Source organism: Halochromatium sp. (assembly GCF_054919635.1).
Genome location: NZ_JBUDPI010000083.1, coordinates 1 through 12217, shown reverse-complemented (window position 1 = coordinate 12217; position 12217 = coordinate 1). Strand labels below are relative to the sequence as shown.

The 12217-nt window shown below is 63.2% G+C and carries 10 protein-coding genes; 2 read left to right on the top strand and 8 right to left on the bottom strand.

The features are described 5' to 3' along the window. Nucleotides 1-57: 57 nt before the first annotated feature. Entirely contained in the window at nucleotides 58-534 is a 477-nt protein-coding gene (locus tag ACY693_RS07230; protein WP_462321155.1) for a universal stress protein, read from the bottom strand. A 77-nt stretch (nucleotides 535-611) separates the two neighbouring features. On the opposite strand from ACY693_RS07230, the gene ACY693_RS07225 reads away from it, so the two are divergent. Beyond that, entirely contained in the window at nucleotides 612-1496 is an 885-nt protein-coding gene (locus ACY693_RS07225; protein ID WP_462321154.1) for a TauD/TfdA family dioxygenase, read from the top strand. Between the two features lie 238 nt (nucleotides 1497-1734). On the opposite strand, the gene ACY693_RS07220 is transcribed toward ACY693_RS07225, so the two are convergent. The 3 genes from ACY693_RS07220 to ACY693_RS07210 form a co-directional block, all read right to left on the bottom strand. Next, nucleotides 1735-2805 (bottom strand): hypothetical protein, encoded by a 1071-nt coding sequence (locus ACY693_RS07220; protein ID WP_462321153.1) that lies wholly within the window; start codon nucleotides 2803-2805, stop codon nucleotides 1735-1737. A 240-nt stretch (nucleotides 2806-3045) separates the two neighbouring features. After that, complete coding sequence (gene dnaE / locus ACY693_RS07215; RefSeq protein ID WP_462321152.1) at nucleotides 3046-6663, bottom strand: DNA polymerase III subunit alpha; 3618 nt, start codon at nucleotides 6661-6663, stop codon at nucleotides 3046-3048. A 135-nt stretch (nucleotides 6664-6798) separates the two neighbouring features. Next, complete coding sequence (locus ACY693_RS07210; RefSeq protein WP_462321151.1) at nucleotides 6799-7170, bottom strand: thiol-disulfide oxidoreductase DCC family protein; 372 nt, start codon at nucleotides 7168-7170, stop codon at nucleotides 6799-6801. 184 nt (nucleotides 7171-7354) lie between these two features. On the opposite strand from ACY693_RS07210, the gene ACY693_RS07205 reads away from it, so the two are divergent. Continuing rightward, nucleotides 7355-8224: a DUF6279 family lipoprotein gene (locus ACY693_RS07205; RefSeq protein ID WP_462321150.1), complete on the top strand. Its 870-nt coding sequence runs from the start codon at nucleotides 7355-7357 to the stop codon at nucleotides 8222-8224. 163 nt (nucleotides 8225-8387) lie between these two features. Here ACY693_RS07205 and ACY693_RS07200 read toward each other — a convergent pair whose 3' ends face one another. The 4 genes from ACY693_RS07200 to ACY693_RS07185 form a co-directional block, all read right to left on the bottom strand. Continuing rightward, nucleotides 8388-9068, bottom strand: coding sequence for a TVP38/TMEM64 family protein (locus ACY693_RS07200; protein WP_462321149.1), 681 nt, complete (start codon nucleotides 9066-9068; stop codon nucleotides 8388-8390). A gap of 64 nt (nucleotides 9069-9132) precedes the next feature. Next, on the bottom strand, nucleotides 9133-9915 hold the full coding sequence (locus ACY693_RS07195) for a phosphate-starvation-inducible PsiE family protein (RefSeq protein WP_462321148.1): 783 nt from the start codon (nucleotides 9913-9915) through the stop codon (nucleotides 9133-9135). Between the two features lie 10 nt (nucleotides 9916-9925). Continuing rightward, entirely contained in the window at nucleotides 9926-11464 is a 1539-nt protein-coding gene (lysS, locus tag ACY693_RS07190; protein ID WP_462321147.1) for a lysine--tRNA ligase, read from the bottom strand. Between the two features lie 123 nt (nucleotides 11465-11587). After that, nucleotides 11588-12217 (bottom strand): peptide chain release factor-like protein (locus ACY693_RS07185; RefSeq protein WP_462321146.1); only part of this gene is annotated, 630 nt, incomplete at its 5' end.

Here is a 12217-nt window from a genome sequence, read left to right as displayed (position 1 = left end):
GCGGCTCAGCGGCTCAGCGGCTCTGATGCGACAGTACAGCCGCACTGCTGCTGGCGGCTACTCGGCCTCCTCGCCGTCCAGCCGGACGGCAAGCACGTCGCAGACCTCATGCTTGAGCAGCGACTGCGGCGTCGAGCCCAGTAGGCGCCCGAGCCAATTGCGCTCGTGCACGCCAACGATGATCAGATCGGCGCCAATGTCGCGGGCGACATGCTGGATACCGCGAGCCGCGGGGCCGGCCTCGATGATCCGGTCTTGGGCCTGCACGGAGAGGCGCTCGCCGAGCGCGTCGATCTCTTTCTGGGCCAGGTCAAGCAGCTCCCGCTCGAGACGACCGTCATCCGGTAGGATCGGCTCGGCGACAAAGGCACCACCCGCGTATTCCGTTGCGGGGGCGACGTAATCGACCACGTTGACCAACGAGAGCCGCGCATGGAAGCGATCTCGCATCATCAGCGCACGTTCGAGCACGGGCTCTGACTCCGGCGCAAAGTCCACGCCCACCAGGATATGTGTGTAACCGTTGCTCGACATCGCGCTGCACCTGTAGATAGCCTGCTCCTGCCCAGAGTATAGAGGTTTCGTCTGTTATTTCCTTTCGCCGTACCGCCATGACCGCTCTCGACACCCTTCTCAGCCTCGACCGACCCGACGACTACGCACGTTGGCGCGACCAGAAGCTCGCGCAATCACCGCAGCGGCTCGAGGAGCTGGTTGTCGAGGTCCGCGACCCACGCGATCTGAGCGATGCCGAGCGCGAGGCCATCATCGATCGCTGTCGACGTGCCAACATGGCGATCTATGTCACGGCCCTAGGGAGCGAGGCCGATAAGCTGATCCCGCGACGGCTCGGCGAACAGCTCGGGCTGGGCCAGCTGGATCACAATCCAGGGGCCGATGAGGACGCCATCTCCGCGCTCAGTGTGCAATCCGATGCGCTGCATCGCGGCTACATCCCCTATACGGACCGGCCCATTGCCTGGCACACCGATGGCTATTACAACAGTCGGGAGCGGCAGATCAATGCCTTCATCCTGCATTGCGTGCGTCCGGCTGCTGCAGGTGGCAGCAATGGGCTCATCGATCCAGAGATGCTCTACATCGGCCTGCGCGAGCAGGACCCCGCCCATATCAGCGCCCTCGTCCATCCAGAGGTGATGACGATTCCAGCGAACGTCGTCGACGGCATCGAGATCAGGCCGCCCAGTATTGGCCCCGTCTTCCGTCGCGGCGAGACCGGCCATCTGGCCCTGCGCTACACGGACCGACGTCGCAATATCCAGTGGCGGAAGGACCCTCAGACCGAGGCCGCAGTCGAGGCCCTACGTGGCCTGCTCGATGACCCGCAGCTACCGCGGTTCGAGACCCGTCTCGAGCCTGGATGGGGCGTCATTTGCAACAATGTGCTACACAGCCGCAGCCGCTTTGCAGACCATCCTGATCAGCAGCGTTTGCTCTATCGCGCTCGCTACTATCGCCGCGTTGTTGCGACCTAAGAAGCTGTCCCCCAACGTCTTCCCAATTTGAGCACCAGTGCAAGACGATCATCGGGACGCAGAAGGTGGTCAGCGACTAAGAGCCCGCAACCGCGGCCGGCAAGACCGTTGGACCTTTATCGGCACTTTCCTTGAGCGATACCTCAAACGATCAAACGCCGCACTCCTGGGCCCAGGAGCGCGGCGTTCTAGGCGATGGTGATGCCGACCCGGAAGGCGTCGAGCCGGCAGTCAGACCTTATCGCTGACTCGGCACCGCGCGCGGTGGCAACGGCGCAAACTGCGGAGCCCAGTGCGGGATCGGGCGACTCGGCATGAACTTGCGTGGCTCGACAGGCGGCGTGAAGGTGCCAGGCGCTGGCTCCGGCGGTAGCTTGGCGACAGGCATCGGGCGCTCTTCTGCAGGGGCACTCGCTTCCTCCTCCGCTTCAGCCGCAGGCTCAGCAGGAGCCGTTTCGGCTGTCGTTGGCTCTGCGGCCGGGACAGCCTCTTCTGCAGGAGCGGTAGGCTCTGCAGGCGCGGTTGGCTCGGCCTCAGCTCCGTCCGCAGCAGCGGTCTCTGGCTCTGCGGTCTCTGGCTCTGCGGGGGGCGCCTCGGTCTCTGTTGCAGGGGCGGTCGGTGCCTCGGCCTCGCTGACTGCAGCTTCCTCGGTCGGGGCGGCGGCCGCCTCCTCAGCTGGCGCCTCTTCAGACGGGGCTTTGGCAGGCTCGGCAGTCGTCTCTGGCGCCGGTGTCTGCTCGGCCGCTGGCTGCTCGGCTGCAGGCTGATCGGTAGCTGCGGTGGTCTCGGCAGGCTCCGCATCCGCTGCCGGCGCTGCAGCCGTTTCAGCTGTCTTTGCAGCAGCCGTCTCATCTGCCGCCTCGGCCGGTGCCTCTTCCGCTACCGGTGCCTCGGCCGGGGCTTCTGCGGCGGCCGTCTCAGCTTCAGCCGCCGGCTCAGGCTCGCTTGCTTCCGCCGTGGCCGGCTCTGCCGCCTCTGGCTCAGTCGGCTCAGCAGCGGTGGTCGCGCCCGCTTCAGCTGGAGCCTCGGTCGCTGGAGCAGTGGCTGGGGCCTGCTCTGCAGCCGCTTCGGCTGGCTCTGCCGGTGCCGGTGGTGGCTCCGGCTTCTTGACGGCAACCTTACCGACTGGGGCGAGGTTGGAGGCAACTGTCGAGGGAGGCAGTTGGCCGTCGCCGTCGCCACCGCCAAAGACCACGTAGGCGGTGCCAATAACCACTAACGCAGCAACGGCTTTGACCGACAGCGTGCCGATGTCTTTGATGTTCAGGGTCTCCAGCATGGAACCGAGACCGGATTTATTCTCACTCACTGAAATCTTCCTCTTCGGGCAAGTTCGCGCTGTACAGGGGACAGGCCAAAACCGTGTGAAGACTGCCTGAATCTGCGCCGGGGTTCAAGGCGCAAGCACATGGACAGCAGCGAATATTGGGCCTGAGGCGCGTCTCGTCCATCAATCGAGCGCCGTTGTTGGCCATTTGCAGGACGATTCGGCTCGCGCATCGTTGGCCATGCTCTTCGGCCAAGCTCGTTGGCCAAGCTCGTTGGCCAACTAGGCCGCGGCCGCTGTTCCAGCGGATGGCAACCGCGGGGCTGCTGCTGCGTTGCGCCGAGTCAGCGTCCGCTGATAGATCACCTCGACCGCGGTCTCGGCACCCAGCAGTTGTCGCAGTCGCTTCAGCAGGGCATCGCTTGCCTCCACCCTCCAGCTCGCGCCAAGACGCATGGTCACCGCCGCGCCGGGACGGCGATACTCGAGCAACATCGGCAAGCCGATCTCGAGCCGGTCGGGCTCGAGCGCCGCCGCCAGGGCCTGCACCACGTCCACGCCCCGCGCGTGCTCGGCCGGCTCGCTCAGGTCCAGCCGCAGCAGCAGATGGTCGGCCAGCTGGGTTCGTGCCTCAGCAAGCGTGCGCACCTCAGTCGCAGTAATGGTCCAACCACTGGTGAAATGGTCCGGGCGTAGGGCTCCCGTGACCGCAATGATCGCATCGGGCACCAGAAGATGCCGCACCTGCTCGAACAGCTCTGGGAAAATAGTCGCCTCGATGCGGCCGGTGCGATCATCCAGCGTCACCGTCGCCATTCGACCCCGCGCGGTCTTGTTCGCACGGATCGCCATGATCAAACCGACGAGGGTTCGCTGCTCGCGATCCTGCCCCCGCGGTCCGGCGCCTGCCCCGAGCCCCTGAGCCGCCTCCAGCAGTCGGCCGATACGCTGCGAGACCATGGCGTTCAGCTCGCCTTCGTAGCGGTTGATAGGATGACCGGTCAGGTAGAGCCCGAGCGTCTCTTTCTCACCGAGCAAGCGCTCGTCTTCATCCCAGTCTGGCCAGGACTGGGCGGCAATCTGAGGGTCCGGAGCCACGACCGCGGTCGTGCTTGGCGTCGCATCTAGGGCACCAAATAGATCGCCTTGGCCCGCCGCTTGTTGCGCATGATGTTGCTCGGCAAGCTTGAGCGCTACCGGCAATCGGTTCATCAGCGTCGCGCGGTTCTCGCCGAGCTCGTCCAGGGCACCAGCACGGATCAAGGCCTCGAGCACGCGCTTATTGGTCTTCTGCAGATCGATGCGGCGGCAAAAGGCCCAGAGATCCTCAAATGGACCGTCTTGCTGGCGCATCGCCAGCATAGACGCGATCGCCGATTCGCCGACCCCTTTGATCGCACCTAGCCCATAGACCACCGCTTCGTCCCCATCGATCGTGAACCTCAGCTCGGAGCGGTTAATCTTCGGCGGCTCGACCTTGAGCAGCATGCTGCGGCACTCGTCGATCAGCGTGACCACCTTATCGGTGTTGTCCATATCGGCCGAGAGCACCGCAGCCATGAAGGCGGCCGGATAGTGCGCCTTAAGCCACAGGGTTTGGTAAGAAACCAGCGCGTAAGCAGCGGAATGACTCTTATTGAAGCCGTAACCGGCAAACTTCTCCATCAGATCAAAGATGTAGGTCGCGACCTTGGGGTCGACACCGCGCTCGGCGGCGCCTTGCTCGAAGATCGCGCGCTGCTTCTCCATCTCCTCGAGCTTCTTCTTGCCCATCGCCCGACGCAGCAGATCCGCTCCACCCAGGCTGTAGCCAGCGAGCACCTGCGCGATCTGCATCACCTGTTCCTGATAGAGGATGACGCCGTAGGTGGGCTTGAGGATCGGCTCCAGGTCTGGATGCGGATAGGCGACATCAGCGCGGCCGTGCTTGCGATCGCAAAAATCGTCGACCATACCGGACTGCAGCGGGCCGGGCCGGAACAGAGCCACCAGCGCGGTCATATCCTCGAAGCTGTCGGGCTGCAGCTTGCGGATCAGTTCCTTCATGCCACGCGATTCGAGCTGGAATACCGCCGTCGTCTGACAGGATTTGAGCAGCGCGAAGGCCCGTTCGTCGTGCGGATCGATCAGATTGATGTCCAACGGCGCCTCGCCCTTGGCCTGACGCTCGGCGTTGATGGTCTTCAATGTCCAATCGATGATGGTCAAGGTGCGTAGACCGAGGAAGTCGAACTTGACGAGGCCTGCCTGCTCGACGTCGTCCTTGTCGTACTGGGTGACCAGATTATCGCCGCCGGGCTCGCAGTAGAGTGGCGCGAAATCGGTCAGCTTAGTCGGTGCAATCACCACGCCCCCGGCATGCTTGCCGGCGTTGCGCGCGATGCCCTCGAGCTTGCGCGCCATGTCGATGATGGCGGTGACCGCCTCGTCGTCCTTGTAAGCAGCGGCCAGGTCTGGGCTTTCCTCGAGCGCCTTATCGAGCGTCATCTTTAGCTCGAACGGCACCATCTTGGCGATCTTGTCGACGAAGCCGTACGGATGGCCGAGCACACGCCCGACATCGCGGACCACCGCCTTCGCCGCCATGGTGCCGAAGGTGATGATCTGCGAGACCGCCTCACGGCCGTACTTGCCGGCGACATAGTCGATGACCTCATCGCGGCGGTCCATGCAGAAGTCGACGTCAAAGTCGGGCATCGAGACGCGCTCGGGATTGAGAAAGCGCTCGAACAGCAGATCATGCTCAATCGGATCGAGATCGGTGATTTTCAGCGCATAAGCCACCAATGAGCCGGCGCCTGAGCCACGCCCAGGACCAACCGGAATGCCGTTGTCCTTGGCCCAGCGGATGAAATCGGCGACGATCAGGAAGTAGCCTGGGAAGCCCATCTGGCAGATCACGTCGAGCTCGCGCTGTAATCGCTCGTCGTAGACGCGACGCTGCTCGGCAAACTCGGGCGCATTGCGATCGAAGGTCCGATCCAGTCTCCACTCGAGCCCGGCGCGTGACTCGAGCGCAAGATGCTCGTCAATGCTGCGACCCTCTGGCACCGGGGAGTCTGGCAGAAAGGTCTCGCCCAAGCGAAGATCCAGGTTGCAGCGCTTGGCGATCTCGACGCTGTTCTCGAGCGCCTCAGGGATATCCGCGAACAGCTCAGCCATCTCCTCTGGGGTGCGGAGGTACTGCTGCGGGCTATGACGCCGTGGGCGACGCGGATCATCCAGGGTGTGGCCACTGTTGATGCAGACCCGCACCTCGTGGGCATCGAAATCCTCAGCGGCGAGGAAGGCGACATCGTTGGTCGCCACCACCGGCGCCCCCTTCTCGAGCGCCAGGTCGACACTCAGCTCAACGCAGCGCTCCTCGTCCTCGCGTCCGGTACGGATCAGCTCGAGGTAGTAGCGATCGCCAAAGGCCGTCAGCCAATCGTCGAGTAGGTGCCTGGCCTCATCCTGGTAACCGCTCAGCAGCGCGCGCTGCACATCACCGCCTGGACCACCCGAGAGCGCGATCAGCCCGTCAGCGGCCTCGAGCACCCAGGCGCGCTCGACCTGCGCGATACCATCCTGCTGCCCCTCGGTGTAGGCACGCGAGATCAGTTGCGTCAGTGCCGTGTAGCCGCGCTCCTCATGCACCAAGAGGGTCAAGCGGTGGGGCTTGCTCGGATCGACCGGATTGCGGACCGCCAGCTCGCTGCCGACGATCGGCTTGATACCAGCAGCCAGCGCAGCCTTATAGAAACGCACCAGGCAGAAGAGGTTGGTGTGATCAGTCACCGCAACCGCGGGCATGTCGGCCGTCACGACCGCCTTTGCCAGGGGCTTGATCCGCACCAGGCCATCAATGAGCGAGTACTCAGAATGCAGATGCAGATGGACGAAACGGGGCTCCGACGACAAGGCAAGCTCCAGGGATCAGCGGGACGGGAAGGCGCCCTAGTCTAGCTGTTTGCATCAGCCTATGTCGCCGGCGAGGCCAGCGAGCCAGGCTGGCTAGGAAGTCGACAGCAGATCAGAAGGCAGGCTGGCCCCAGATCAGTCGAGCGCGCAAGCGCCTTCGGCACAGCGGCGTTGAAAGCGTCGTTCGGCGAAGTGCCGGTAGCCCCATTCGAGCGGTCGCGTCAGTCGCAGTCCGGTCACCAGCTTGGCGAGCAGATGCCAGCGCGGCAGTCGCTGCCAGATTGCGATAAAGGCCTCAACGCCGCTGAGCACGCGACCTTCGGAGTCTCGCACATGCAATCTGCGCATCGCAGAGGGCAGATCGAGGCCGGCTTTCGCGAGGGCGTCGGCCTCTTGGGTGATATCGATCCACTGGATACGATGGTCTCGATCGATCTTGCGATAATAGGCGATCTCACGGCTGCAGAGCGGACAGCCGCCATCGAAGAACGTTTGTAGCTCGGTCATGGTCAATTAGTGGAAGCTGGGCTTAGATGTCCATCAAGGTTGCGTCCTATCCGACCAGATCAACGTCAAACTCGTCATGGCGCTGGACAGGCCACCTAACCCCGGCCAGCTAACCCAGGCCAGCCGACCCACACTACCTAACCCGTTTCGCCCACTCCTTAACAACCACCAGCCGTTCCGCCCGATGCGCACCCTTATCGTCGCCAGCCTCCTCACATTACTCATCACCGGCTGCTCGAGCGTGCAGCTGGCCTACAACAGCGCCGATTTCTTCATCGAGCGCTATGCGGACGATTATCTGGGACTCGACGGCGCCCAAATGCGCGACTGGGCGCCGCTGCTCGAGGCAGCGCTCGAGCGCCATCGCGCCGATGAGCTGCCCTATCTGGCGTCCTTTTTCAAGCAGGCCGCACTGGATGCTCGTGCGGGCTTCACGCCCTCTAACATCGATTGCCTGCTCGATCAGTTCGAGACCCTCTACCGGCGCCATTTCCGCCTCGCCGCGGCGACGGCTGCCCCGCTGCTCGCCGACCTGAGCCCGGAGCAGATTGACGCGCTGGCCAAGACCTTCGCCGAGGAGCACGAAGAGGACGCCGCTGAGGCCAATGCCGAGGATGCTGCCCGTCGCGCACGCAAACGGACCGAGCGCTATGTCGATAACCTGCGCTGGTGGGTCGGTGATCTCAGCTCCGAGCAGCGCGGGCTGGTGCGCGACGTCACTCGACGCATCCCGGACACCGCCCCGACCTGGTACGCCTATCGTCACGCCAAGCGTGAGGCGCTGATCGCCCTCCTTCGATCTGAGGCTTCAGCAGCCCATATCGAGTCATTCCTGACCCAGTGGCTGGTCGACTTCCAGGACCTACCAAGCCCATTGGCCGAGGCCCAACCCGCGCTGCGCACCGCCTTCGCCGACCTGCTCTTGCGCCTGCAGCCGACCCTGAGCAAGGTCCAGCGGGAGCGCCTGATTGGCCGGCTCGAGGGACTGCAGCGCGACTTCATGCGCCTGCAACAACGGCCCAGGCGAGCCCCGCTGCACTGCGCTGCGACTTAGCAGTACTGCCCAGTCAATGCAGGCTTGGCCAGAGGAATCGAACGGACACACAAATCGGTCGTCAGGGGCTGTGCGCTTGACGACCAGGATGACATCCTGCGCAATTCGCTACGAGCTTTTCCGGCAATCGTCTAAGGTGTTCAAGGTACTCGCCGACAAGCGCTTAGTCACGCGACCGGGTCGAGGTTGCGGCAGTCGCCCGCAGCCAGCGCCTCAGCAACAGCACCGCGAGCGAGATCACGAGAAGGATGACCGCCCCAATGAGCGCTTCGACAAGATTGTGCTTGAGCATCGAGTCACCGAGCAGCACGAAACCGGCACCATAGACCCCAGTCAATAGCATCGAAACCGCGAAGTGGAGCTTCAACGGGATGTCGGAAAAGCCAAGCAGGTAGTTCTTGATGAACAGCGGCACGCCGGGCGTGATCCGCAGCAAGAGCGTGAACTGCAAGGCGCTGCGCTGATGGCCATCGAACGAGGGTAAGCGGTAGCGCGTGCGCGCCAGCAAGCGCTCCAGATAGGGTCGCAGTCCGCTATGAGCGATCCAGTGGCAAAGCAGTAGGTTCCCCGCCACCGCCAGGAGCGAGCCCACTAGGCCGAGTGCGCTGCCAAACATGGCGCCTGAGAGGACGAACAGCGGCGTGATCGGGAAGCCGAGGGCCGGTAGCACGGCCATCAGCAAAAAGAATGCAAGCGGATTGGCCTCGCGCTTCCAGTCCAAGATCAGCTCATAGTTCCAGAACAGCCACAGCGCCAGCAAGAGTGCGATCACCAGCGCGCCGGTCATCAGCACGGCCCCGAGCATGGAGCGATCCAGGCGCAGGGGCGGGCTAGGTGGTTTCATCTCGGCCCCCGTGGGCGAGTGCTTCAATGGCCACAACCGAGGGCGACCATGGGCAACAACATGGCTAGTCAGACTTGAGCCGATACACAGACTTGTCGAGGCGTTTGACCAGATAGTAGCCACCGATCAGCGTCGCGAGTAACGCCGCCATGCCGATCATATACATCGCCGGATCACCCTTACCCTCGAGGTCGAGCACGACGACCTTGCGCGCGAGCGCGGTGATCGCGATCAGCAGCATCATCTCGACATGCACGGATTTATCGACCATGTACATATAGATGCTAGCCATGAGTTCGACCGCGATCAGCACGATCAGGAACATGCCGAAGACCTCAAAGAGCTCGTTGAGGCCGAGCAGGAAGCCTTCAGCGCTGACCAGATCCTGGTAGAGGATGAAGCAGAGCTCGATCAGCGCAATGACCGAGACGGCCGCGATCAACAACAGCAGCACGAAGGCGAGACTGCGCTCGAAGTAATGGAAGAGCGCATGCAGGATCGGATGCTTGTGCTTGGGCTTGGTAACGCCAAACGGCTCCAACGACGGCAGGGTCACGCCGCCTTCCGTCTTCGCACCCTGCGTTGACATTGGTCCTCCATCGGCGGCATCGGTGCCGGCGGGAATGATGCGGACCAAGGCGCCGGCTTCTGCAAAGGCGGCATGAAGGCGGGCCGCAAGCGCGCTATCAACACCCCGTTTGACGGTGATGGGAGCGCCACTGAAGAGCTGGGCGACGGCCTCATCCGAGAGCTTAAACAGCTCCTTGACCCGCGAGCGCGCTTTTGTGGGGTCGGCACCCGCTGCCAGCTCCCCGGCGAATTCAAGGTCAAATCTGGTGCCGCTCATGATGAACGTCTCACGCCTGGGGACGCATGTGTGGGAACAGCAGCACGTCGCGGATCGAGGGTGCGTCGGTAAACAGCATCACCAGGCGGTCGATGCCGATGCCCTCCCCAGCTGTGGGCGGCATGCCGTGCTCAAGCGCGCAGATATAGTCGGCATCGAAGTGCATGGCCTCGAGATCGCCTGCCTCCTTATCGGCAACCTGCCTGCGGAAGCGCTCGGCCTGGTCCTCAGGATCATTGAGCTCCGAGAAGCCATTGGCGATCTCGCGGCCACCGACGAAGAATTCGAAGCGATCGGTCACGAACGGATCAGCATCGCTCTGTCGAGCAAGCGGCGAGACCTCGGTCGGATAGGCAGTGATGAAGGTGGGCTGCATCAGCCTTGCTTCGACGGTCTTCTCGAAGATCTCGATCTGGACCTTGCCCAGGCCATAGCTGTCCTTGAGATGGATGCCGAGGCGCTCGGCAACCGCGCGCGCGCGCTCGAGCGAGTCGAGATCCTCTGCGCTCAAGTCCGGATTGAACTGCAGGATCGACTCGCGCACGGTGAGGCGCTGGAACGGCTGTGAAAGATCATAGGTCTCGCCCTGATACTGGATCTGGCTGGTACCGAGCACACGCTCGGCGAGCTCGCGCAGCAGGATCTCGGTCAGGTCCATCAGGTCACGGTAATCGGCATAGGCCTGATAGAGCTCGAGCATCGTGAACTCAGGGTTGTGGCGCGTCGAGAGCCCCTCGTTGCGAAAGTTGCGGTTGATCTCGTAGACGCGCTCGAAGCCGCCGACGACCAGCCGCTTTAGATAGAGCTCGGGCGCGATGCGCAGGAACAGCTGCATGTCGAGCGCGTTGTGATGGGTGACGAAGGGGCGCGCGACGGCACCACCCGGGATCGCCTGCATCATCGGCGTCTCGACCTCGAGGAAGTCGCGCTGATTGAGAAAATCGCGGATCGCCTGCACCAGTTGGGTGCGCACGCGGAAGGTCTCGCGCGCGGTATCATTCATGATCAGGTCGAGATAGCGCTGGCGGTAGCGGCTCTCGGTATCGGCGAGCCCATGCCACTTCTCCGGCAGGGGCCGCAGCGACTTGGTCAGCAGCCGCAGCTGATCGACCTTGACCGACAGCTCGCCGGTCTTGGTCTTGAACAGCTGGCCGGAGACGCCAACGATGTCGCCGATATCGAGCTCTTTCTTGAACCAGGCATAGTCGTCGGTCCCGAGCAGATCGCGCTGCACGAAGAGCTGGATGCGCCCACTCATGTCCTGCAGGTGGGCAAAGCTCGCCTTGCCCATCACCCGGCGGCTCATCAACCGGCCAGCGACCTTGGCGCGGACATTGCGCGTCTCGAGCTCGGTGCCATCCATCTCGGCGAAGTGCGCACGCAGCTCACCGGCCACCACGTTGCGACGGAAATCGTTTGGGAAGGCCGTGCCTTGCTCGCGGATGGCATGGAGCTTCTCGCGCCGTTGGGCGATGAGCTTGTTCTCATCCTGTTCTAGCTCGGGCTGCACGCTCGGCTGCGGGCGGTCATTCGGCTGCGAATCGTTCATAGTTCAACAGGTTCTCTCGACAGGCAGCCACAGCAGCCCAATCACAGTTGATGGCGGACAACAACTCCCAACCACCGTGAAATTCACCATAACCTTCATCCTTCATCCCTCATCTCTCATCCCTCAAAGCCCGCTCTTCAGGCTCGCCTCGATAAAGGGATCGAGGCCGCCGTCGAGCACGGCCTGGGTGTTGCCCGTCTCGACATTGGTGCGAAGGTCCTTGATCCGGGATTGATCCAGCACATAGGAGCGGATCTGGCTACCCCAACCGATATCGGATTTGCTCTCTTCCAGCGCCTGCTGCTCGCTGCGGCGCTTCTGCATCTCGAGCTCATAGAGCTTGGCCTTGAGCTGTTTCATCGCCTGGTCCTTGTTGGCGTGCTGCGAGCGACCGTTCTGACACTGGGTGACGGTATTGGTGGGCAGATGGGTGATCCGCACCGCCGATTCCGTCCGGTTGACGTGCTGACCGCCAGCCCCTGATGCGCGATAGACATCGATGCGCAGGTCGGCGGGATTGATCTCGATCTCGAATGAGTCGTCGATCTCAGGTGAGACGAACACCGCCGCGAACGAGGTATGACGGCGATTGCCCGAGTCGAACGGCGACTTGCGCACCAACCGATGCACGCCGGTCTCGGTACGCAGCCAGCCGAAGGCGTGATCGCCCTCGACCGACACCGTCGCCGATTTGATGCCGGCCACATCGCCCGGCGAGACCTCAGTGAGCTCGGCGTTGAAGCTGTGCGCCTC

What these genes read in the sequence shown, in the direction of transcription:
- ACY693_RS07210 (WP_462321151.1), bottom strand. Translation starts at nt 7,170, where the DNA reads ATGACCGAGCTACAAACGTTCTTCGATGGCGGCTGTCCGCTCTGCAGC.
- ACY693_RS07195 (WP_462321148.1), bottom strand. Translation starts at nt 9,915, where the DNA reads ATGAGCGGCACCAGATTTGACCTTGAATTCGCCGGGGAGCTGGCAGCG.
- ACY693_RS07205 (WP_462321150.1), top strand. Translation starts at nt 7,355, where the DNA reads ATGCGCACCCTTATCGTCGCCAGCCTCCTCACATTACTCATCACCGGC.
- ACY693_RS07230 (WP_462321155.1), bottom strand. Translation starts at nt 534, where the DNA reads ATGTCGAGCAACGGTTACACACATATCCTGGTGGGCGTGGACTTTGCG.
- ACY693_RS07200 (WP_462321149.1), bottom strand. Translation starts at nt 9,068, where the DNA reads ATGAAACCACCTAGCCCGCCCCTGCGCCTGGATCGCTCCATGCTCGGG.
- ACY693_RS07225 (WP_462321154.1), top strand. Translation starts at nt 612, where the DNA reads ATGACCGCTCTCGACACCCTTCTCAGCCTCGACCGACCCGACGACTAC.
- lysS (WP_462321147.1), bottom strand. Translation starts at nt 11,464, where the DNA reads ATGAACGATTCGCAGCCGAATGACCGCCCGCAGCCGAGCGTGCAGCCC.